Here is a 21235-nt window from a genome sequence, read left to right as displayed (position 1 = left end):
TGCGTTTCCGGGGTGGTGTGCGGGCGTGCTAACGTCTCGTCCCGTTGTCAGCGAGCGCCGCTAGCTCAACTGGCAGAGCAGCGGACTCTTAATCCGCGGGTTCGGGGTTCGAGTCCCTGGCGGCGCACCAACGATCAAGGTCTTGACCTGGTGGTTCTCACCGGGTCGGGGCCTTTTTCGCGTACGCGGGCGGTGGGTGGTCGCTCGGTGGGTGCTCGGGAGCCGTTGGACCGGGCCGGCGTTGCTGGGACATGTCGTTGTTCCGTGGACGCCTGGGCTCATCGTCATTTTCTGAGGTGGCCAGCCCGCATTGGGTCCTCGGGGTCGTTGGCGCATCCGCCCGCCCGGGCGTCGACGCGCTTCCTTCGAGCATCCACGCGGGGCCGATCATTGGCGATTACGCTGGCGGTGTGGGGGGACAGCCGCGGGTTCGTGTGCAGGGGGATCTCTATCACCCGGTGGTGCCGCCCGGTGCCGTGTATGTGGGGCGGCAGGGGTTCGGGTTGCGGCGTTCTCCGTGGGCCAATCCGTTCAGCCTGCGAAAGCATGATCGGGCGGAGGCGTTACGCCTCTATCGGCAGTGGCTTGTGGGGCAGCCGGCCCTCGTGGACCGGGCGCGTCGAGAGCTCACGGGGAAGCAGTTGGCGTGCTGGTGCCGCGTCGAGGATGCGTGCCATGCCGACGTGCTGGCCGACGTCATTAGTTGACGTGCAGCCGGTACCGGGCGGTGGGCCGTCTCGGTGCGTAGACGCCGCCGATGCTGAAGGACTGCGGTCTTGCCGCTTGGTTGCCTACGTAGAAGGCGACGTCGCGGTCGGCGGCGCAGAGCCGGGTGAGAAACCTGTTCTTCAGCTGCTCCTCGGCCTCTGGGTCGGTGAGCTTGCTCAGGCGACGTTGTAGGGCGACGAACTCCCAATCCCAGAGTGTCTGCTGGTGACCGCGGCACTGGCGGTCCGCGCAGCGGTAGCGGTAGGCGCCGGTGAAGCGCGGTGCTTGAAGCGGGCTGCGCTTGGCCGGTTCCAGTAGGTCGAACTGGTTGAGGTAGCCAGCGATCTTCCTGCGATCCTCCGCCGACCAGCCGGGGTGTCGCTTGACCTGAAGCGCCGAGATGTCGGCCACGCGAATGAGCGCGATCGATCGTGCGCTCGGGTCGTCGCGGGCCTGTTTGTTGAGCCGGCACATGGAGTCTTCGACGAGTGGATCGAGGAGGTTCCGGCGCGACTGCCGATTGGCGATATGCCGCTCGGTGGTGATGGTGTCCACGATCGGCTTCCAGCTCTCGCGCCGCTGGTCTTGCCTGGCTGGGAGCGCCTCGACGTGGATGATGTCGTACTTGTGGAACTTGCCGTCGTCGTCGAGGTGCCGGTAGTGGATTGGGTAGAGGCGAATCCAGCCCGTCCAGGGTGGGTCCATGCCCAGTGCCCCGACGCAGACCGTCTCGCCGTACCGCGCGGAGGGGTTGGGTGCCGCCTTCACTGTGATCAGGAGGCGGAGTTTCGCTGGTCGTGCCAGGACTGGTTTCAGTCTTGGCTCTTCGTCGGTGCTGGGTCCCCACAATGGAAGCTGTTCCAACGGAACCACCCACATCGCTAAATGCAGCTGTACAGACACATTCAGTTACATGGACAGTCTCACATTTGGGGGAGCTGGCGCTAGCCGGCCGGGCGAGCAGGTATGGCAGGTCCCGGGTGAAACTGGCAGGCGTCGCCTCGTCGAGCTTGGAACCTGACCGCCCACGTCACGATGCCCCCGACCGCCGCCAACCTTCTGATGCTTAGGAGGCCAGCGGCCTGGTGCTGGAGTCAGCGGCGTCGTGTGCCCTGCTACCCCTACGCTGGCGGCATGAGGGAACCCAGCGCGGACCGGACTGGTAGGTGCTGATGAGCCGGCATGCGGCGGCACCTGCCGAGGCGATCCCCGACGCGATTCGGGCGGACGTGGAGACGCTCTGGCGCTACCACGACATGGGTCACGAGTTGCATCCGTGCGACGTGGGGATCGGATTGGGCAGTCATGACCTCGGGGTGGCTGTCATCGCGACGCGCTTGTTTCACGAGGGCCTGTTCCCCAGGATCGTGTTCACCGGCGCGAACGCCCCGACGACCGTCGAGCGTTTTCCGCGTGGAGAAGCAGTGCACTACCGCGAGTACGCCATTGAGCAGGGTGTACCCGGGGAAGCGATTCTCGTAGAGCCGCGTGCCACGAACACCGCTCAGAACCTGGAGTACTCGCGTCAGCTCCTGACCGAGCACCAGATACCGGTGAAGTCGGTGCTGATCATGTCGCGGCCCTACCAACAGCGTCGGGCCTACGCCACCTGCAGGCTTATGTGGCCGGAGGTTGATGTGGTGTGCGCGTCGAATCCACTCGAACTGGACGACTACGTGAGTAGCATCGGCGACCCGCGGCGGGTGGTGGACATGCTGGTCGGCGACACACAGCGGATCGAGGTGTACGCCGAGCGCGGGTTCGCGATCCCGCAGGAGATGCCGGACGAGGTACGGGAGGCCTTCCAGCGCCTGGTGGCCGCTGGCTACACGAGCCGACTGATCTGAGCCCAGCTACCAGCGCGGCCCTCCCGACCGAACGCCCATCCGGTCGCTGAGTTCGACGGCCAGTCGAGGTGGTCGGGGGCGGGTGAGGATGTCCCGGACGAGGTCGCGGGAGAGCCGGTGGTAGCGCACCTGGTCGGGGCCGATGACCTCGGCGTCCAGAAGCGCCGCGAGCGCGTCGTCGATGCGGTTCCACCGGGCAAGGGCTCGGGCGGTCTCGATGGCGTGCCGAACCTGCCGCTCGACGGGCACGGTGCTGGTGTCGAGTGGGGCGCCGATGGCGATGGCGCGTTGCACGTCGCCGAGTTCCATTGCCACGGTCGTCTTGTGGATCGACACGTTGGTCGGGCCGAATGCGGTCCACACGTGGTTGCCATCGGCACCGAGTCGCCGTGCGGCGGCATCGGCTTCGGCGATGTGGGTGTCGGCGGAGGCGCGGTCGTCGTCCCGGGCGGCGGCCAGCGCGCAGACCAGGTGCAGGCTGCCGTAGACCGACAGCAGTTGCGGAGTCGGCTTGGCGAGCCGTGGTCCCAGGAACTGCGCCGCCGTGGCGGCGAGGCCCCGGGCTTGGGCATATTCACCGATGGACGCCAGCGAGTGCGCGGCGGAGCGGCTGAGTGAGCCGATGACGACGTGATCGTGGCTGGCGTTCGCGGCGGCCAGCCCTCGGCTGGCGGCGGTCCACGCGAGGTCACCTTCGCCGAGCTTGGTGAGGAACAACGCGGCGAGTTGGTGGGCGTAGGCGGTCATCGCATGTGCGCGCCGGCCGTCGTCTCCGTCGTACGCCTCGGTGGCGGTGAGGCAGTCGTGGATGAGGTAGGGCAGCCGGCGGGCGAGGGTGCCATAACGGGAGTGCTGGTAGGCGGTCCAGATCTCGGCGACATCGATCTCGATCTCGCGTAGGGTGAGGGCCTCGACATCGCCCGTGCGGGCCAGCGTTGGCGCGAGGTGACGATAGTCGTGGAGAGCGGCCCGCAGGGCGGGGATAGTTTCGCGTCCCGAGTCGTCCGACCACTCGAACAGGCTCGGTGCACCGATCAGGTCGCCGAGGGACACGTCGAGGGCCTTGGCGATCGCGCGTATGACCGACAGCCGGTCCAGGTCGGCCCGGTTCGTTTCGACCTTGCGTAACCACTCCTGCGTCTTGCCGACCAGACCGGCCAGCACCTCCTGGGAGAGCCCTCGCCGACGCCGGTAGAAGGCGACGCGCTGGCCGATCGTCATGTCGTCCGTCATCCCTCGCACACCATCACCCTGCCCGCTGAAGGCTGCTGGACCCGGTACGGATTTTCCCGGTCCTCCGAAGGGGTCGCCCCTACGTTCAGTTCACCTCGGATCAACGGCACGTGTCGATGCCGGTGTCGGGATGACTGACAGGAGCTGCAGATGGAGGGATCGATGAGCGGCGCTCCACACCACGGTCTGGGCCGCTGGCTCGGCCCGTCCGGGAGCGAACTGTCTCGAGGCTTTCCCCGCCTGCGTACCGCCATGAGGGCTGCGTGGGTGGGTGATCGGCGGTCCGCTCCCAGCCGCCGTGGTGCGGCGGCGGGCTCGCCGATCCCCCGGCGAGCCCGCCGCTCATCGTCCCTGGTGGGGGTGGCGGCATGACGGTGTACGTCTCGCGTAACGCCATGGCCGGCCAGTCCCGGCTTCCCGAGCCGAGGTGGACGGCCTCGCCGGGACGGGTGTGGCCGGCTGATCTGCCGCTTCTCACCTTCGTGTGGCGTCGGCTGTTCGAGCAGCAAGCCCGCGAGGGCGGTCGCCGGTGACCGGGCCACAGCGCCGTCTCGCGGCGAACCGGCTCGCGCCAGCCGAGGTGGAACATCTGCCGATGCGCCCGCTGTGGCGGTGTCGCCGGTGCGGTCAGCCGTGGCCCTGCGGCGCGGCGAAGCTCGCGCTTCTGGCCGAGTACCGAGAAGTGCCGGTGAGCCTGTTCCTCTACCTGGCCGGCTGCCTGCACGACGCGATAGATGACCTGCACCGGCTGAACCCGAGCGTCACGGGCAGCGCCGCCGACATGTTCGACCGGTTCCTCGGCTGGCCCGCCCGCCACACCCACGCCTACCGCGTCAGTACCACCACGGCCGTCAGCATCGAGGAGGCCACCTCGTGAACGGTATCGGACTCATCGACTCCACCGGCCAGCCGGCGGTCGCTGGCAGCTTCCACACCCTGGTCGTGCAGCCGACGAGCTTCTGCAACCTAGACTGCACCTACTGCTACCTGCCCGACCGGAGATCCCTGCGTCTGATGAGCGGCGCGGTCGCGCAGGCTTGCGCCGAGTCGATCGCCCAGCAGAACAGCGGTCATCCGGTGAGTGTCGTGTGGCACGGGGGCGAACCCACCGCCACACCCATCGGGCTGTTCCGGGATCTGCTGGCCCCGTTCGAGGAGCTGCGGCGCGCGGGGCTGGTGTGTCACGAGATCCAGACGAACGCGACGCTGATCAACCGCCAGTGGTGCGAGCTGTTCACCACCTACGGGTTCGAGGTCGGGGTCAGCATCGACGGACCGGGCGCGTTGAACCGCAACCGCCTCGACCGGGCCGGCAACCCGACGGACGCCCGCACCCTGCGCGGCATGCACATGCTGGCCGGCACGGGGCTGAGGTACTCGGTGATCTGTGTGGTCACCCCGGAAACCATCGAACACGCGGACGCACTCGTCGACTTCTTCACCGGCCTGCCGGGCTGCGAGTCTGTGGGTTTCAACATCGAAGAGCAGGAGGGCGCCGACCGCGCACCGGTCGCGGAGGATGACGCGTACCGGTTCTGGCAGCAGCTCATCGCACGGCGCGTCGGCGGCAGCACGCTGCGGATCCGCGACGTGGACCGCCTGGCCGACTATATTGCCGCCACCCGCTCCGGCCACGTCGATCACGCGCCCTACGAGCCGATCCCGACCGTCTCCTGGGATGGGCAGGTGGTGCTGCTGTCACCGGAGCTGCTCGGCATCACCGAGCCGCGATACGGCGATTTCATTGCCGGCAACGTCCTCCAACAGCCGATCACCGCCATGCTTGCCGGCGCCGGCGACCTGGACTACGTCGCCGAGTTCCTTACGGCCCTCAACGACTGCGCCGACCACTGCGCCTTCTACGACTTCTGCCGGGGCGCGCAGGCCGGCAACCGCTACTTCGAGCACGCGACGTTCACCGCCCGAGAAACGACCTACTGCCGAACCACCCGACAGGCCCTCGTCCGCGCCGCCGCGGACCACCTCACCCCGCAAGGAGAAGCACCATGACCAAGGCCCTTGCAGTCCTCATCAACGCCGCACCCGAGCACCTCGCCCGCCTCGGCGTCGACCCGCAGCGGTCGGTAGCGTCGATCGACGCGGCGAAGTTCGACAACCGCCCCACCTGGGACAACAAGGGTAAGTTCGACAGCCGACCCGGCTGGGACAACTGGAACAAGAAGAAGTAGCCCTCCGCGACGGGACGCGCGGGGTGGCGTGCCCACCCCGCGCCCACACAGGTTGAGGACACATGCGCACCACCACGATCGGCGACCTGAAGATCCTGCTGCCGGACCTCGATCCGGACGACCTCGACACCACCACGGACCTCGCCGACGGCCTCACCGAGGCACTCGTCAACGGCGCGGCGTGGCGCGGCTCGCACCTCGAGGACGCCAGTATCCGCAGCAGCCTGATCGCTGGCGCGGACCTGAGCGAGAGCACCTGGGAAGCCGGCAGCCTCTACGGCTGCGAGATCACCCGCACCGACTTCTCCGGAGCGACCCTGACCGGCATCACCGTCGAACGCTGCGCGATCACCGGCTCCCGGTTCACCGGCGCGAGACTCACTGACGTACGCCTCAAGGACGTCCTGTTCGACGGCTGCCGCTTCGACTACGCCAGCCTCCAGCGCGTCGCCGCCGCCGGCTCGGTCGCGTTCACCGACTGCACTCTCACGAACGGCGCGTGGTCTTCCTGCCGACTACCTCGCCTGGTGTTGCGGTCGTGTGACCTCGCCGGTCTGGAACTGGACTCCTGTCACCTCGACGGGACCGATCTGCGGGGCAGCCGCCTCCACGGTCTCAAGACGTCGCTGGACAACCTGCGCGGTGTCACGCTCGGCGAGGACCAACTTCCTGACCTCACCCAGCTGACCGTCGCCGCCCTCAACCTCGCCGTCCGCAAAGACTGATGACGAAGGCCATGGTCCGGCTACTCCGTACCAGGGCCTTTTCGTCGTGCCCGCACTTCAACGGCGGCGTGGCCGACCCCGGACCCATCGACGGCCGGACGGGACGGATCATATTCTGATCCGTCGAAGGAGGCCGTCGTGTCCGCCACCCGGAGCGTGCTCACCCCGGCCACGTCGGCCGGTCCAGCCGGCCTGCGGCCCCGCACCTGGACCGCGCTGATCGTCCTCGGACTCGTCGGGCAGATGGCCTGGACCATCGAGAACATCTACCTGAACCTGTTCGTGTACGACACGATCACCGACGATCCGAACGCGATCGCCACGATGGTCGCCGCCAGCGCCGTGACCGCCACCGTCGCCACCCTGCTGCTCGGCGCCCTCTCCGACCGGACCGGCCGGCGCAGGTCGTTCATCGCCGGCGGCTACCTGCTGTGGGGCGTCTCCACAGCCGCCTTCGGCTTCCTGACAGTGGGTTTCGTGGAGGACATCGCGCCCGTGGCGAACGTCGTGCTGGTCACGGCGATCGCGGTTATCACGCTGGACTGCCTGATGTCCTTCCTCGGCTCGGGGGCCAACGACGCGGCGTTCCAGGCGTGGGTCACCGACGTGACGGTGCCGGCGAACCGTGGCCGGGTCGAGTCGGTGCTCGCCATCATGCCGCTGGTCTCGATGCTGGTGATCTTCGGCGGGTTCGACGGGCTGGCCCGCGCCGGGAACTGGCAGCTGTTCTTCGTGGTCATCGGCGCGATCATGGCGGTGGCCGGGGTGCTGGCCTGGTTCCTGGTCGAGGACAGCCCGTCACTCGTCCGGCACGAGGGCGGCTACCTGCGGGCTGTCGTCCACGGTCTGCGCCCGGCCGCCATGCGGGCCAACCCGGGGCTCTACCTCGCGCTGGCGGCCTGGTCCGTCTGGGGGATCTCCACGCAGGTGTTCCTGCCGTATCTGATCATCTACCTGCAGCGGTACCTGAGGATCGAGGGGTACGCCGTCGTCCTGGCCGTCGTCCTCGTCACGGCGTCGGCGGTCAGCGTGGTCGGCGGGCGGCTCATCGACCGCGTCGGCAAGGTGCGCTTCCTGCTGCCGGCGGTAGTGGTCTACGGCGCCGGCCTGGCGCTGATGTTCCTCGCCCGCGGCATGGTTCCCGTGATCGCCGCCGGGATCGTGATGATGTCGGGCTTCATGCTCGTCCTCGCCCCGATCGGCGCCCTCGTCCGCGACTACTCACCACCGGGCCGGGCCGGCCATGTCCAGGGGCTGCGGATGGTCTTCGCCATCCTCATTCCGATGCTCGTCGGCCCGTACCTCGGCGCCGCCGTGATCACCGGCGCCGGCGAGGTCTACGAGGATCTCGGCGTGGTGAAGCAGGTCCCGACGCCGGGCATCTTCCTCATGGCACTGGCCGTGCTGGTCCTCATCGCGGTGCCGGCCGTGGCCCTGCGGCGGCGGGAGCAGGGGGCCCCGGCATGACGCTGCTGACCCCGTGGGGTGCCACGCTCGACGCGGAGCGTGTCCTGCCCGAGTATCCCCGTCCCCAGTTCGCCCGGGACAGCTGTCTCAACCTCAACGGCCGGTGGGAGTACGCGATCACCGGTTCCCCCGCCGAGCCCGAACGCTACGACGGCCATATCCTCGTGCCGTTCTCGCCGGAGTCCGCGCTCTCCGGCGTCGGGCGGCAGCTCCAGCCGGGCGAGACGCTCTGGTACCGCCGTCCGCTGACCCTCCCGGCGGGCTTCCACGCCGCCGGCTCGCGCCTGTTGCTGCACTTCGGCGCGGTCGACCAGACCTGCCGGGTCTACCTGAACGACGTCCCGGTCGGCGGCCACACCGGCGGGTATCTGCCGTTCACCTGCGACATCACCGACGCGCTCCGCGAGGACGCCAACGTCCTGGTCGTGGCGGTCCAGGACGACAGCGACACCGGCCACCACTCCCGGGGCAAGCAGCGGCTGCGCCGTGGCGGCATCTGGTACACCGCCCAGTCCGGGATCTGGCAGACGGTGTGGGCCGAGAGCGTGCCCGCCGTACACCTGCGGCACCTCACCCTGACGCCGCTCCTCGACGAGCGGTGCGTCGAGGTGACGGCGCACGCGCCGGCGGATGCCGGCGACGCCGGCATCCGGATCCTGGCCGACGGGATCGCGGTGGCCGAGGCCACCGCGCCGGTCGGCGTGGCGGTGCGCATCCCGATCCGCGAGGTACGGCAGTGGAGCCCGGAGGATCCGTTCCTCTACGACGTGACCGCCGAGCTGGGCGCGGACCGGGTCCGCAGCTACTTCGGCATGCGCTCGTTCGGTGTCGGACCGGACGGGGACGGCGCGCCCCGCCTGCTGCTCAACGGCCGGCCGTACTTCCACGCCGGGATCCTCGACCAGGGCTACTGGTCGGACGGCATGTACACGGCGCCCTCCGACGAGGCGATGATCGCCGACATCGCCACGATGAAGCGGCTCGGGTTCACCATGCTGCGCAAGCACATCAAGATCGAGCCACTGCGCTGGTATTACCACTGCGACCGGCTGGGGATGCTGGTCTGGCAGGACATGGTCAACGGCGGCAGCGGTTACCACCCGCTGGTCGTCACCGCGCCGGCGGTGACGCCGCTGCGGCTGCCCGACCGGGGCCGGTGGCGGCGCTGGTTCGGCCGCGCCGACGCAGGCGGGCGGGACCGGTTCCGGGCCGAGATGCGCGACACCGTCGAGCATCTGCGCAACGTGGTGAGTCTCGCCGTGTGGGTGCCCTTCAACGAGGGCTGGGGGCAGTTCGACGCGGCCCGGATCGCCCGCGACCTCGCCGAACTCGACCCCACCCGTACTGTCGACCACGCCAGCGGATGGCACGACCAGCGCGGGGGCGACCTGCGCAGCCTGCACGTCTACTTCCGCCGCTTCCGCGTGCCGCGGCGACGCGGTGACCGCCGGGTGCTGGTGCTGTCGGAGTACGGCGGCTACAACCTGCGCGTCGACGGGCACGCGTTCAGCCGCAAGGATTTCGGCTACCGGCGGTGCCGGACCGCCGAGGAACTGGCGGAGGCGTTCACGCGGCTGCACACCGAGCAGATCGTGCCCGCGATCCGGGCCGGTCTGAGCGCGACCGTCTACACCCAGCTGTCCGACGTGGAGGACGAGCTCAACGGCCTGCTCACGTACGACCGGCGCGTGGTCAAGCTTCCCGAGGAGGTGGTCCGGCAGGTCAACGCCCGGCTGCGTCACCAGCGGTTCTGAGCCTCCTCCGCCCACCCGACGAGGCCGTCCAGAGCCACCCGCTCGCCGTCGTCCGCCTGGGCCCAGCCGGAGAAGTGCCCGAAGCACTGGTGGGTCTCGCTGGCCACGACGCCGAGGTTGGTGCGCGAGATCTTCTCGTGGAACGGGTGGAACTCCACCTCGACCCGATCACCGCTGATCCGCCACGGCCGCAGCCAGTCGTGGCGGTCGTAGCTCCAGTGCAGTTCGGCGCCGAGCTTGTGCAGCCGGCCGCCGACGAACAGCGCGTTCTCGGTCGAGCCGGTGCCGTCGGTCCACTTGCCGCCGAGTTGGATCGACACGTCCGGTCCGCTGCCCGCCGCCCAGTTCCACGTGATCGCGTACGGCCACTTGCCCCGGCCGTGGTCGAGCACGGCGAACGAGTCCCGTTCGGGCGCGACGTGCGTCGTGCCGTCGACCCGTAGCGAGCCGCGCACCGGACGCCCGACGTCCTTGACCGTGTACTGGAACCGGCGCGTGCTCCACGGGACCACGACGCCGAGCGACTCGTGGCCGGGCGGGAGCGGCACCACGACGTCGATCTCGATGCCCGGTGCGGTGGCACGGATGGTGCTGCCCTCGGTGGTCTGGTCGATGTCGATCGACAGGCCGCCGCCGCGCGCGTACACGGTGCCCACGCCGCTGACCGGCGGCAGCACGGCGCCACGGGCGAACGGGACCACGACGTCCTTGCCGGTCTCGACCTTCGTGGCGCGGTCGAGCACGTAGACGCCGTGCACCCCGGCGTAGTCCAGCGACGACGCGACGAGGCCGACGATGTGGGTGGGCGTCACGATCCCCCAGTACTCCCAGCGCTTGGCCCTTCCCCAGCCGCGCAGGTTCGCCCGGTGCAGCGGCCGGCGGGTCCAGCCGACCGCGGCGGGGTTGAGCCGCCCGTCCGGCATGCACAGGTCGACCGGCTCGACGATCTCCTTCTCGTGCGTCATCAGGGGAGCGTAGCGACCGCCGACGACCGTGGTCCGGGCCCGCTCTCAGTAGTCGATGTTGATGGCGGCGACCTGGCGGCTGCCGTTGGAGACGATGGCCGGGCCGGCGAAGCGGGAACCGGTGTACGTCAGCGCCGTCTTGTGGCCGGGACTGTTGAACCACGCCTCGATCATCTGCTCGGGCGTGGCGGTGCCGGACGACGCGAACAGCACCTCGTGCCCGCAGTGCTTCAGCCCGCTGCCGGCGTTCAGGTTCTGCCGTACGCAGGCCTCCGCGTCGCGGTGCTGCGCCGCGCCGAGCTTGACCTCGGTCAGCCCGAGCGCGCGACGCCGCTCGTTGAGCAGCACCAGCAGCCGCCGTTCCGCGGTGGAGACACCCGTCGACGTGCCGGCCGACCGGGACGGCGACGGAGTCGGCTTCGGTGACGGCTTCACCGACCTGGCGCGACTCGGGCGCGCCGTGGTGGGGGACGGTTTCACCGTGGTCGCTGAAGGCTCCACCGCGGTCGGGGAGGGCGTGAGCGCCGGTGCGGCGGTCGCGGCCGAGGGCCGCGCGGCTGCCGCGCTCGCCGGCTGCCGGCCCGGCTCCTCCGGGTAGTTGGCGAGGACGAGCCCGCCCCCGCCGAGCACGGCGACGGCGGCGACGACGCCGACCAGGGTCTTGGACAGGGAGAGCGTCGACCGCGCCCCGGCGGTCACGATCTGCGCGCCGGGCGGTACGACGTGCGACGGCGAGGCGACGTTGCGCAGGTGGTGCGTGACGTCCGAGGCGAGCCCGGCCGGGATCGGGGTGAGCGCCAGGCCGGCCAGCAGCCGCTCGGCGGGGACCAGGTCGGTCGTCGCGTCCGGGCAGTGCGGGCAGTCCCGGATGTGGCGGGCGAACCGCTTGCGCCACACCGGCGCGGGTCGGCGGTCCCAGCCGCCGGCCGTGTCGGCCAGGCCGGCGCAAGCGGGCCGGGCGGTGAGGGCCCGTACGACCAGCCGGGCGGTGTCCAGCTGCGCCTTCATCCGGGAGACGCGCACTGTCACGTGGTGCGGGGCCAGCTTCAGGGCGTCGACCAGGTCGGCGCGGCTGAGGTGACCGGCCTCGACCAGCCACCACAGCGACAGCAGGTGGCGGTGGTCGTCGTCCAGCCAGCGCGTGGCCAGGACGACCTCCCGGCGCTGGTCGGCGAGGCGGAGCTGGGTCAGGGTCAGGTCCTCGAAGTCCGCGCTCCGGGAACATCCTGATCGCACCGGACGAGCGGTACCTGTGCATCATCCCGGACTCGGCGAAGGCGAAGGAGCCGGAGATGTACCTGCCCTTCGAAGGTGACAGCCGGCTCGCCGAGATCATCAGCAAGGCGTTGCTGCTGGCCGCCGACAAGAAGATCAAGGATCCGGTGATCCTGCGCCAACTGTGAGGCGGTCGGCGGGCGCCGGGTCCGGAGTCAGCCCGGCGCCCGCTTCGGCAGCAGCAGCTCCTCGTGGTCGAGTTCGCGTTCCAGCACGCGTAGTTCCTCGTCCGGCAGCCGCCCGGAGTCGCGCCACCGCAGCAACTCCTCGCGCTGCGCTTCGAGGACGGTCCTGCGGACCCGCAGCGCCGTCTCGTACTCCGGTGAGGTGGGCAGCTCCGACGATCCGCTCTGCTGGAGCAGGTCGAGCCGCCCTCGGTAGCGGGCCAGCCGGGTCTGCAACTGTGCCCGCGTGGTGTTGACGGCGACCCTGCTGTCCGGCTCCTCGGCGGCGACGAGGTCGAGGCGGGCCAGCGCGGCCTCCACCGCGGCCGAGCGGGCCTCGTTGCGTACCCGGGCCTGGTCGGCCTCGTTGGCGCGCAGGCCGAGCATGCGCGCGAGCGGCGCGAACGTCAGGCCCTGCCCGACCAGCGTCACCAGGACGACCACGAAGGTGCAGAACAGCAGCAGGTCACGATCGGGGAAGGGATCTCCGCTACGGGTGGTCAGCGGCAGTGTGAAGATCGCGGCCAGGCTGATCACGCCACGCGTACCGGACCAGCTCAGGGCCACCACCTCGCGGGAGGTGAGCCCGCGGGCGTTGCGGTCGACGCCGCCGAGCCGGCGTGCGGCATCAGGGTCGTCGGTGTCGTCCTGTTCGGCGACGCCACCGAGCCGGGTGTGCAGCGACCGGGGGAGCCACTGGGTCAGGATCAGCCAGGCCGGGCGGAGAAGCAGCACCACGCCGACCGACACGGCGACGGCGATGACGATTGTCGACGTCTCGTACTGGCGCAGGCCCCGCATGACGGCGGGGAGCTGCTGGCCGATCAGCAGGAAGACGAAGCCTTCGAGGAGGAAGTCGACGAGCCGCCACACGGCGTTGGTCTGGAGGCGGGCGGCCCCGGAGCCGAACTGTGGCGTCTCGTGGCCGACGATCAGGCCGGCGACCACCACTGCCAGCACGCCGGAGACGTGCAGCGCCTCGCCGAGCAGGTACGCCACGAACGGCGTCGCGAGCGAGATCGCGTTCGACAGCAGCGGGTCCGCGGTGAGCGGCCGGACCAGCCGTTTCGCCCGTGCGACGACCACGCCCACCGCGATGCCGCCGGCCGCCGCCAGCACGAACTGCCCGATCGCGGCGGGGAACGAGAACGTGCCGCCCACGGCGGCGGCCACAGCGACGCTGAGCATGGTCAGCGCGGTGGCGTCGTTCAGCAGCCCTTCGCCCTGGATGATCGTGACCATCTTCGGCGGCAGGTTGACCCGGCGGCCCACGGCCAGGGCGGCGACCGGGTCGGGCGGCGCGATCGCGGCACCGACAGCGATGCCTGCCGCCAGCGTCGCGCCGGCCACGAACAGGTGGAACCCGATGCCCACGAGCAGTCCGGTGAGGAGCACCAGCACCACGGAGAGGCTGACCACGATCCGCAGGTTGCGGCGGATGTCCAGCAGGGAGGAGTCCAGCGCGGCGCTGTAGAGCAGCGGCGGCAGCACGACCATGAGCACGAGGTCGGGGTCGAGGCTGACGTTGGGGCCGGGGAGCAGCGCGTACGCGATGCCGATGAGTGGCAGCAGCGCGGCTGCCGGCAGGCCGGTCCGGGAGGCCACCCACCGCACGGCGATGACGACCGCGACGGCGGCGAGCACGAACAGCAGTGTCGAATGGGTGCTCACCTCGACCGACAGTACCCGCGTCGAGATCATCATGCGACGCGGACGGTGCCGTCAACCGAGGGTTGACGGTCCGAGATCGTCAACCTATGGTTGACGCATGGAGGAGACCGAACCGCTCAAGATGACCCAGCCGGTACGACTCGACGACCTCATCGACGGCATCAAGAAGGCGCACACCGACGCGCTCGATCAGCTGGCCGGCGCCGTTCTCGTCGCCGACCACCTGGGCGACGTGGCCGACCACCTGATCGGGCACTTCGTCGACCAGGCGCGCCGCTCCGGCGCCTCGTGGACGGAGATCGGCCGCAGCATGGGCGTGACGAAGCAGGCCGCCCAGAAGCGTTCCGCCGCCAAGGCGGAGACCGCCGCCGCGCTCGACCCGAACTCCGGGTTCGGCCGGTTCACCCCGCGCGCCCGCAACGTGGTGCTGGCCTCGCAGGAGGAGGCGCGGGCTGCGGGCAACGCCGAGATCACCCCGGGCCACGTCGCGCTCGGACTGCTCGCCGAGCCGGAAGGGCTGGCCGCCGCGGCGATCGTGGCTCGGGGCGTACCCCTGGAACGGCTGCGGGAGGTCGTCACCGCGACGCTGCCGGCGAAGGCCGACCCGGTCCCGGACCTGATCCCCTACGACGCACGGGCCAAGAAGGTCCTGGAGCTGACCTTCCGAGAGGCGCTGCGGATGGGGCACAACTACATCGGTACGGAGCACATCCTGCTCGCCCTGCTGGAGGAGGAGGGCGACGACGGCGTGCTGCGCGGCCTCGGCCTGGAGAAGTCCGCGCTGGAGTCGGCGTTCGAGGCGGCGCTCGCCGAGATCACACGGAAAGGGGCCTGACACCACGCCGGGCACGCGTCACGGGGGCGCGTGCCCGGCGTCCGGGTGTCAGCCGGCGGTGGGGAAGCCGTACCGGGCGGCGTGCTCCGGGTCGGCGGGGTCGACCTGGCGGATGCCGGCGTCGGCCAGCCGCTTGTTCACCTCGTCGAGGTGCTCCCGGACCAGCCGGGCCTCCTCCTCGGTGACCCGGCCGCGGTGCGGGCGCCCGGCGTGCTCGATGGTGCCGTAGTCGATCTTCTCGGTGGCGCGGCGGGCCTTCGGCGGCTTGACCCGCTCGGCGGTACGCAGCAGTTGCGCCATCGGCACGTCGGTCGCCATCGCGTCGAACTCGCTGGCGGTCAGCACCACCCGGCGCGGCTCACCGTGGCCGTGCCGGTCGTGGATCTCCACCACCGCGACGTCGAGCGCCGCGTCGTCGATGCTCTCCACCTCGACCGCGGTGGCGTCCAGCTGCACGGGGCCGGCGACCAGGTCCGGGTGCTCCAGGACGACGACCTTGACCACCTCGTCGTCGGGGCTGAGCACCTGACCGGTGAAGTCGGAGACGTGGATCGTCTTCTTGCCCATGCGCGGAGCTTCTCCTGTCGTAGGCCGGAAATCGGACCACAAGACGCTACCGCACAGGTGTGCGAAGGCCGGTACGCCCGCCCGGCCGGTGTGTCGCCGCCCGCCCTCTCAGAGGGGCGTGAGGCCACGCCAGGCGGCGGTGCCGGCCGGCTGCGCGTTCAGCTCGGCCCAGGAGAGCGCTCGGTCGCGGGCCTCGCGGTACGCCGGCTGCGCCGGGAACCGTCCGGCGTCTGCGGCGGCCCGCCAGCCGCGCTCCGCGTCCTGCTGGTATCGGTCATTCGGTTCGTGAGGCATGACCACTACCGTCCCAGAGAAACTTGTCCATGTATGGAAATGAATATGACGCAGGGGGCGATGCCTTCGGTTCCGCGAAGCGCCGGGGTTCCTGCGGCCGGTGGCGGAACCAGGAATCGGCGCCCGCCGCTGGCGTGCCGACCCTCTACCCGCGTGCCGCGCGTCTCAACCGCGCCGCGATCGGCGAATTCCGCAGGCACGGGCGCGGCGTCCCGGCGTACCATGATCACGTGCTCGACCGGCGGGTCTTCCTTCATCTGGCGACCTGGTTGGGGCAGTGGCCGGCGGGCCCCGGGCTGCACGTGGTCCGGTCCTACCGCCGCGCCCGCCCGGCCTGGGACGGGCGGCTGCGCCCGGCCGTCGCGGTGACAGCGGGCGGCAGCACCGTCCTCTCGGTGGCCGCCGACCGGGTCGAGGCGGTCCGGACGCTGGTGCGGGACCGGCCGCTCGGCGAGTGGCTGCCCGCCCTGCCGGACACGGTCGGCATGCCCGAGTTCATCGCGCACACCTCGGTCTTCCGGTGGTGCACCGACCCGGCGCCGCTGCCCGAGGTGGGGGAGTGGGTGCCGCCCACGCTGGCCGGGTTGCCGCCGTGGCTGCGGCTGTTCGACCGGGAGGTGCTCGTGGTCCGGGGCGCCGACGGCGCGTACCGGGCCGGCGTGGGGATCAAGCGGCACGACGCGTACGGGCATGAGCTGGCGGTGGGCACGGTGCCGACGGCGCGCGGGCGCGGCCTGGCCCGGCGGCTGGTCGCGCAGGCGGCCCGCCGGGTGCTCGACGAGGGGGCGATCCCCACCTACCTGCACGACCCGGGCAACGCGGCGTCCGGCCGGGTGGCCGAGGCGGCCGGGTTCCCGGATCGCGGCCTCACCGCCTTCGGCGTCTTCCCCCGCTGAGCCAGCCTGGATCCCCGGCCTGGCGCGGACCGTGGATCCCGGGCCGGATCCACGGTCCGCTGCTCTCCCCCAGGCCCCGACATCGGTAACGCTATGTGTTAGTGCCGGTGGTCAACAAGGGGTGTGCCACTGTCCGGTTACGGACTCTCACCTGCGCAATCGCTGGCAGGCGCGGCGGCGAAGTCAGTGACGCAGCGTGTGGATCAGGGCGAGCGCCTGACGGGTGACCGGCCGCAGCACGCGCAGCCGGGACAGCCCCACCAGCCGGTCCACGAGCGGCACCACGCCGTCGATGAGCTGCCGGGTCTTGACCTGCCCCTCCGAGCGGTCGTGCACCCAGTAGAGCACCACCCCCATGTAGCCGAGCCAGAGCAGCTCGGGCAGCGCCTCGCGCAGCTCGTCGTCGAGCTTGACGGTGGACCCGGTGAGTGCCTCGCGGAACAGCGCGATCGACATGTCCCGGGGCGCCGACGACTCGGCGGAGAACGGGCTGAGCGGCGAGGTCGGCTCGGCCGCCGTCTTGAAGAAGGCGCCCGCGAACGCGTGGTACGGGCTCAGTACGTCGACGCCCGCGTGCAGCACCCCGGCCAGTCGCGGGCCGAAGTCCCGCTCCCGGGCGAGCACCGGCGCGGCCGCCTCCCGGTGCTCGCGCTGGGTGCCCGCGTAGAACTCCTGGACCAGGTGCTCCTTGGAGCCGAAGTAGTAGTAGGCGTTGCCCACCGCCACGCCTGCCTCCTGGGCGACCGCGCGCATCGTCGTCCGCGCGTATCCGCGCTCGCGGAACAGCCGCATCGCCGTGTCCAGGATCAGCTGACGGGTCTGCTCACCCCGGGCCGTCGACCCCTGTCCACCCGCAGCGGTCGTCGGCGCACTCTGCTCGGTCATCGTCGTCACCGTATCCCGGTTCCCGGATCCGTTCGCGGACCGCGGAGGCCGCCGCCACCACCCGCCGGGCCAGCGGCAGCAGGTGCGGGCGGGCCAGCCGCTCGGCCGTGGCGCGATGTTCGGCGAGCGCCCAGAGGCAGGCGAACCAGGCGCCGTCGCCGCGGTAGACGGCGCCGGTGTCGGCCACCACGGTCAGGTCGCGCAGCGCGGCGTCGTGGTCCAGGCCGGGGAAGCGCCGCCGGGCCTCGGCGGACCCGGCCGGCACGAACTCCAGCGGTACGAGCTGGGCGCGCGAGGCGAGCCACCGCCGGGCGGCCCGGCACATCGGGCAGTCCGCGTCGAACAGGACGGTGAACCCGCGGATCCCACCGGCCCCGTGCCCGGTGGGATCCTGCCGGCGCCCGCCCGGGGCGGACGTCACCGGGCCGGCGGGTTCGGACCCGCCGGTACCGGTCCGCCCTGCGGCGGGAGCATTCCGACCGGCGGCAGCGGCGGGTGGGTGGCCTGCTGGCGCAGGCGGCCGCGGCGGTAGCGGCCGAGCGCGAAGACGTTGAAGAAGTGCAGCGCGCCGAGCACCAGCAGGACCAGCCCCACCTTCAGCGAGAGCTGCTCCAGCGCCTGGCTGGCGTCGCCGACCGGACCGGACTCCTTCATCGCCACCGTGACGTAGCCGAGGTTGAGCAGGTAGAAGCCGACCACCAGCAGGCTGTTGACCGCCTCGGCCAGCCGGCTGTCGGCGAACACGTCCTGCAGGAACACCAGCCCGTTGCGGGACAGCGCCCGCGCCACCCAGATGGTGAGGCCGATGCTCACCGTCAGGTAGGCCAGGTACATCCAGACCTTCACGTCCATCCCCGTCGCCTCTCTTGAACGTGTTCAAATCCTGGGCGCCCTGAGCGTACGACAGAATTTGAACACGTTCAAGAAGGCGGCCCGCCGTCCGGAGACGGCGGGCCGGGTGAGGTCCGGGTCAGGCGGTCAGGCCGAGCACCTCGGCGGCGGCACGGCCGTTGGCGTGACTGGCGCCGTGGGTCGCGACGAAGGCGCGCGCGCCCGCCGGCCGCCACGCGCCCGGCCAGCCCATCTCGACCACAGTCACCTGATGCGTGGCGGCCAGCGCCTCGACCAGCTCGCGCGCGCCGGGCAGCCGGTGCAGGTGCCGGCCGACCAGCACGACCGGCCGGTCCCCGGCGAGCCGCCGCAACTGGTCCGGGTCGGTCTCGCCCGCCACCGCGCGGGCCTGCTCGACCCCGGCAGCCAGGTGCGGGCCGAGCCCCCAGGGCACCCGCCCCTCGGCGATGGTGGAGGTGGCGTGCACCTGCACCACCAGGGGCGCGGTGTCGCCGGTGAGATCGCCCTCGACGCGTACCGCCCGCAGCGCGGCGGCGTAGCCGAGGCCGTCGACGGCCGGCGGCGGGGCGTCGGCGGGGCCGGTGGCGGCGGCGAGCGCGGCGGTCCGGCCGGCGGCCTCCTCGACCCGCTCCCGAGCCAGCCGGCCGTCGGTGATCGCCGCGACGATCTCGGCGGCGACCGACTCGACCAGCTCGGCGTCCACCCGGGCGCCGATGCACAGCAGGTCCGCGCCGGCGGCCAGGGCCCGCACCGCGCCCGCACCGACCCCGCCGGCGGCGAGCACGGCGCCCTTCATCTCCAGCGCGTCGGTGATGACCGCGCCGGTGAAGCCGTACTCGACGCGCAGCAGGTCGTGCAGGACCGCGCGGCTGAACGTGGCCGGACCGTCGCCGGTCAGCGCCGGCACCCGGATGTGCGCGGTCATCACCGCGCGGACGCCCGCGTCGACCACGGCGGCGAACGGCGGCAGGTCGCGGCCCCGCAGGACCGCTGGCGGCACGTCGACTGTGGGCAGCTCGTGGTGCGAGTCGGCGACCGTGGCGCCGTGCCCGGGGAAGTGCTTGGCGCACGCCGCCACGCCGGTCGACTGGAGACCGGCGACGGCGGCGGCCGAGTGGACAGCGACCCGCTTCGGGTCCGCCCCGAACGAGCGGGTGCCGATCACCGGGTTCTCGTCGGCGGTGTTCACGTCGACAGTGGGGGCGAGGTCGACTGTGATACCGAGCGCTGCCAGCTCCCCGCCGATCGCCGCGTACACCTGGCGGGTGAGGTCGGGGTCGTCCACCGCGCCGAGCGCGGCGTTGCCCGGGTACGGGCTGCCGGTGGCGTGCGCCAGCCGGGTGACGTCGCCGCCCTCCTCGTCGATCGCCACGATCACGTCGGGGCGGCCGGCGCGCAGCGCTGCCGTGGACGCCGCCACCTGGGCCGGGTCGTGGATGTTGGTACCGAACAGGGTGTGCCCGGCGAGCCCGTCGGCGAGCAGGTCGACCGCCCAGTCCGGCGGGACCGGTCCCGGGTACGCGGCCAGCAGCGTGCCCAGCGCGAGCCGGCGCAGTCCTGGATCCAGACCCACGAGTATCCCCTTTCCCTGCCGGGTCGTCCGACCTCTGCGGATGGGGGTGGCCGATACGCTAACGGGCACCCCTCGGCAGGCGTTTTGTGGTTAGAAAACTTTACTGAAAATTGAGGACGTTGGCATGAGTGCGACCCGGCTGCCCGGCACCCCCCGACTCCTGCGGGCGCTCAACGATCGTGCGGCCCTGGAGCTGCTGCTCGAACGCGGCCCGCTGACCCGGGCCCGGATCGGTGAGCTGACCGGGCTGTCCAAGGTCACCGCGTCCCAGCTCGTCGAGCGGCTGGAGGAGCGCGGCCTGGTCGCCCGGGTCGGCGAGCAGGCCGGCGGGCGGGGCCCGAACGCGCAGCTCTACGCCGTCCGGCCGAGCAGCGCGTACGTGGTGGGCGTCGAGGTGGGCGCGGAGCGGGTGGTGGCGGCCTGCGCCGACATCACCGGTACGGTGGCCGGCCGGGTCGAGCAGTCCACGAAGGACACCGACGACCCGGTCGGCGTGGTGCACAGCGCCGTGGTCCAGGCGGCGAGCAGCGCCGGGGCGGAGCTGTCCGCCGTCCGGCGCGTCGTGCTCGGCACCCCCGGCCTGGTCGACCCGCAGACCGGCGACATCACGTTCGCGTTCAACCTGCCGCGCTGGCACAGCGGCCTGCTCGCCGCGCTGCGCGAGGACCTGGACACCCCGGTCGTGTTCGAGAACGACGTGAACCTCGCGGCGGTGGCCGAGGCGCAGTCCGGCGCGGCCCGTGGCACCGCCGACTTCGTGCTGGTCTGGGTGGACGCGGGCGTCGGCCTGGCCATCATGCTGGGCGGCCGGCTGCACCACGGCAGCAGCGGCGCGGCCGGCGAGATCGGCTACCTGCCGGTGCCCGGCGCACCCATCCCGCGCGACGTGTCCAAGCGGGCCAAGCCGGCGTTCCAGCAGCTCGTCGGCGCCGACGCGGTACGCGCGGTGGCCGCCGAGCACGGTTTCGCCAGCCCGGAGGCGGCGGAGCAGGGCGTCGCGGCGGCCCGAGCTGCCGAGGTGGTACGCGCGGCCATCGCCGCCGGCACCGCCGGTGGTCCGATGCTGGACGAGCTGGCCCGGCGGCTGGCGCTCGGTGTGGCGAGCACCTGCGTGGTGCTGGACCCGCCGCTCGTGGTGCTCGCCGGGGCGGTCGGGCAGGCGGGCGGGGCGGCGCTGGCCGAGCGCGTGCAGCACGAGGTCGCCGCGATCACGCTGGTCCGGCCCCGGGTGGTGACCACCGGGCTGACCGAGGAGCCGATCCTGCGGGGCGCGCTGCGTACCGCGCTGGACGCCGTACGCGACGAGGTGTTCGGCTCGACGGTCGGCTGACCGCG

General features: G+C 71.5%; 24 protein-coding genes and 1 tRNA gene. 14 read left to right on the top strand and 11 right to left on the bottom strand.

What is annotated here, in order from left to right:
- Nucleotides 1-54 precede the first annotated feature (54 nt).
- Nucleotides 55-130, top strand: a tRNA-Lys gene (locus tag FB454_RS10780).
- 121 nt (nt 131-251) lie between these two features.
- Nucleotides 252-707: a DUF4326 domain-containing protein gene (locus FB454_RS10775; protein ID WP_486481522.1), complete on the top strand. Its 456-nt coding sequence runs from the start codon at nt 252-254 to the stop codon at nt 705-707.
- Here FB454_RS10775 and FB454_RS10770 read toward each other — a convergent pair.
- Complete coding sequence (locus tag FB454_RS10770) at nt 700-1587, bottom strand: hypothetical protein (protein ID WP_145753308.1); 888 nt, start codon at nt 1585-1587, stop codon at nt 700-702. The genes FB454_RS10775 and FB454_RS10770 overlap by 8 nt on opposite strands.
- Before the next feature lie 287 nt (nt 1588-1874).
- Between FB454_RS10770 and FB454_RS10765 the strand changes: the two genes are divergently transcribed.
- Entirely contained in the window at nt 1875-2555 is a 681-nt protein-coding gene (locus FB454_RS10765) for a YdcF family protein (protein WP_186461571.1), read from the top strand.
- Between the two features lie 6 nt (nt 2556-2561).
- Here FB454_RS10765 and FB454_RS10760 read toward each other — a convergent pair whose 3' ends face one another.
- Nucleotides 2562-3788, bottom strand: a complete 1227-nt coding sequence (locus FB454_RS10760) for a helix-turn-helix domain-containing protein (protein WP_030270184.1) — start codon at nt 3786-3788, stop codon at nt 2562-2564.
- A gap of 368 nt (nt 3789-4156) precedes the next feature.
- Here FB454_RS10760 and amcA (FB454_RS34835) point away from each other — a divergent pair, with 368 nt between their 5' ends.
- The 7 genes from amcA (FB454_RS34835) (at nt 4157) to FB454_RS10730 (ending at nt 9923) form a co-directional block, all read left to right on the top strand.
- A complete protein-coding gene (amcA, locus tag FB454_RS34835) occupies nt 4157-4321 on the top strand; it encodes a multiple cyclophane-containing RiPP AmcA (protein ID WP_013284417.1) in 165 nt (54 codons plus the stop codon).
- Entirely contained in the window at nt 4318-4665 is a 348-nt protein-coding gene (locus FB454_RS10755; protein ID WP_013284418.1) for a hypothetical protein, read from the top strand. Before amcA (FB454_RS34835) ends, FB454_RS10755 begins: the two co-directional genes overlap by 4 nt.
- Entirely contained in the window at nt 4662-5798 is a 1137-nt protein-coding gene (gene amcB, locus FB454_RS10750; protein WP_013284419.1) for a cyclophane-forming radical SAM peptide maturase AmcB, read from the top strand. The genes FB454_RS10755 and amcB overlap by 4 nt, the downstream gene beginning before the upstream one ends.
- Nucleotides 5795-5977: a multiple cyclophane-containing RiPP AmcA gene (gene amcA / locus FB454_RS10745; protein ID WP_013284420.1), complete on the top strand. Its 183-nt coding sequence runs from the start codon at nt 5795-5797 to the stop codon at nt 5975-5977. Before amcB ends, amcA (FB454_RS10745) begins: the two co-directional genes overlap by 4 nt.
- A 62-nt stretch (nt 5978-6039) precedes the next feature.
- Nucleotides 6040-6702, top strand: coding sequence for a pentapeptide repeat-containing protein (locus FB454_RS10740; protein WP_013284421.1), 663 nt, complete (start codon nt 6040-6042; stop codon nt 6700-6702).
- Between the two features lie 138 nt (nt 6703-6840).
- A complete protein-coding gene (locus FB454_RS10735; RefSeq protein ID WP_145753306.1) occupies nt 6841-8169 on the top strand; it encodes an MFS transporter in 1329 nt (442 codons plus the stop codon).
- Nucleotides 8166-9923 carry a glycosyl hydrolase 2 galactose-binding domain-containing protein gene (locus FB454_RS10730; RefSeq protein WP_145822878.1) on the top strand — a complete coding sequence of 586 codons (1758 nt, stop codon included), beginning with the start codon at nt 8166-8168 and terminating at the stop codon, nt 9921-9923. Before FB454_RS10735 ends, FB454_RS10730 begins: the two co-directional genes overlap by 4 nt.
- Here FB454_RS10730 and FB454_RS10725 read toward each other — a convergent pair.
- Entirely contained in the window at nt 9908-10888 is a 981-nt protein-coding gene (locus FB454_RS10725; protein ID WP_145822877.1) for a DUF2804 domain-containing protein, read from the bottom strand. The two genes, FB454_RS10730 and FB454_RS10725, sit on opposite strands and share 16 nt — an antisense overlap.
- A gap of 45 nt (nt 10889-10933) precedes the next feature.
- Complete coding sequence (locus FB454_RS10720; protein WP_486481521.1) at nt 10934-12124, bottom strand: CAP domain-containing protein; 1191 nt, start codon at nt 12122-12124, stop codon at nt 10934-10936.
- On the opposite strand from FB454_RS10720, the gene FB454_RS10715 reads away from it, so the two are divergent.
- Nucleotides 12112-12291, top strand: coding sequence for a DUF7737 domain-containing protein (locus FB454_RS10715; RefSeq protein ID WP_486481525.1), 180 nt, complete (start codon nt 12112-12114; stop codon nt 12289-12291). The genes FB454_RS10720 and FB454_RS10715 overlap by 13 nt on opposite strands.
- A gap of 27 nt (nt 12292-12318) precedes the next feature.
- Here FB454_RS10715 and FB454_RS10710 read toward each other — a convergent pair whose 3' ends face one another.
- Nucleotides 12319-14031 (bottom strand): Na+/H+ antiporter, encoded by a 1713-nt coding sequence (locus tag FB454_RS10710; RefSeq protein WP_145753302.1) that lies wholly within the window; start codon nt 14029-14031, stop codon nt 12319-12321.
- Nucleotides 14032-14095: 64 nt separating this feature from the next.
- Here FB454_RS10710 and FB454_RS10705 point away from each other — a divergent pair, with 64 nt between their 5' ends.
- Complete coding sequence (locus tag FB454_RS10705; RefSeq protein WP_013284429.1) at nt 14096-14833, top strand: Clp protease N-terminal domain-containing protein; 738 nt, start codon at nt 14096-14098, stop codon at nt 14831-14833.
- Nucleotides 14834-14881: 48 nt separating this feature from the next.
- Here the strand turns inward: FB454_RS10705 and FB454_RS10700 are convergent, their stop codons facing one another.
- Nucleotides 14882-15400 (bottom strand): hypothetical protein, encoded by a 519-nt coding sequence (locus FB454_RS10700; RefSeq protein ID WP_013284430.1) that lies wholly within the window; start codon nt 15398-15400, stop codon nt 14882-14884.
- A gap of 108 nt (nt 15401-15508) precedes the next feature.
- Nucleotides 15509-15694, bottom strand: coding sequence for a DNA repair protein (locus FB454_RS10695; protein ID WP_145753300.1), 186 nt, complete (start codon nt 15692-15694; stop codon nt 15509-15511).
- Nucleotides 15695-15924: 230 nt separating this feature from the next.
- Between FB454_RS10695 and FB454_RS10690 the strand changes: the two genes are divergently transcribed.
- Nucleotides 15925-16590, top strand: coding sequence for a GNAT family N-acetyltransferase (locus FB454_RS10690; protein ID WP_186461569.1), 666 nt, complete (start codon nt 15925-15927; stop codon nt 16588-16590).
- 183 nt (nt 16591-16773) lie between these two features.
- Here the strand turns inward: FB454_RS10690 and FB454_RS10685 are convergent, their stop codons facing one another.
- From FB454_RS10685 to FB454_RS10670, 4 genes are all read right to left on the bottom strand, one after another.
- Nucleotides 16774-17475, bottom strand: a complete 702-nt coding sequence (locus FB454_RS10685) for a TetR family transcriptional regulator (protein WP_013284433.1) — start codon at nt 17473-17475, stop codon at nt 16774-16776.
- Entirely contained in the window at nt 17414-17896 is a 483-nt protein-coding gene (locus FB454_RS10680) for a thiol-disulfide oxidoreductase DCC family protein (protein WP_145753296.1), read from the bottom strand. Before FB454_RS10680 ends, FB454_RS10685 begins: the two co-directional genes overlap by 62 nt.
- Nucleotides 17893-18327 (bottom strand): hypothetical protein, encoded by a 435-nt coding sequence (locus FB454_RS10675; RefSeq protein WP_013284435.1) that lies wholly within the window; start codon nt 18325-18327, stop codon nt 17893-17895. Before FB454_RS10675 ends, FB454_RS10680 begins: the two co-directional genes overlap by 4 nt.
- A 118-nt stretch (nt 18328-18445) precedes the next feature.
- Complete coding sequence (locus FB454_RS10670) at nt 18446-19900, bottom strand: glycoside hydrolase family 3 N-terminal domain-containing protein (RefSeq protein ID WP_145753294.1); 1455 nt, start codon at nt 19898-19900, stop codon at nt 18446-18448.
- 124 nt (nt 19901-20024) lie between these two features.
- Here FB454_RS10670 and FB454_RS10665 point away from each other — a divergent pair, with 124 nt between their 5' ends.
- Nucleotides 20025-21230, top strand: a complete 1206-nt coding sequence (locus tag FB454_RS10665) for an ROK family transcriptional regulator (RefSeq protein WP_145822876.1) — start codon at nt 20025-20027, stop codon at nt 21228-21230.
- The last annotated feature ends 5 nt before the right edge of the window (nt 21231-21235 follow it).

Source organism: Micromonospora sp. CNZ297 (assembly GCF_007827625.1).
This window is presented reverse-complemented; position numbering and strand designations above follow the sequence as displayed.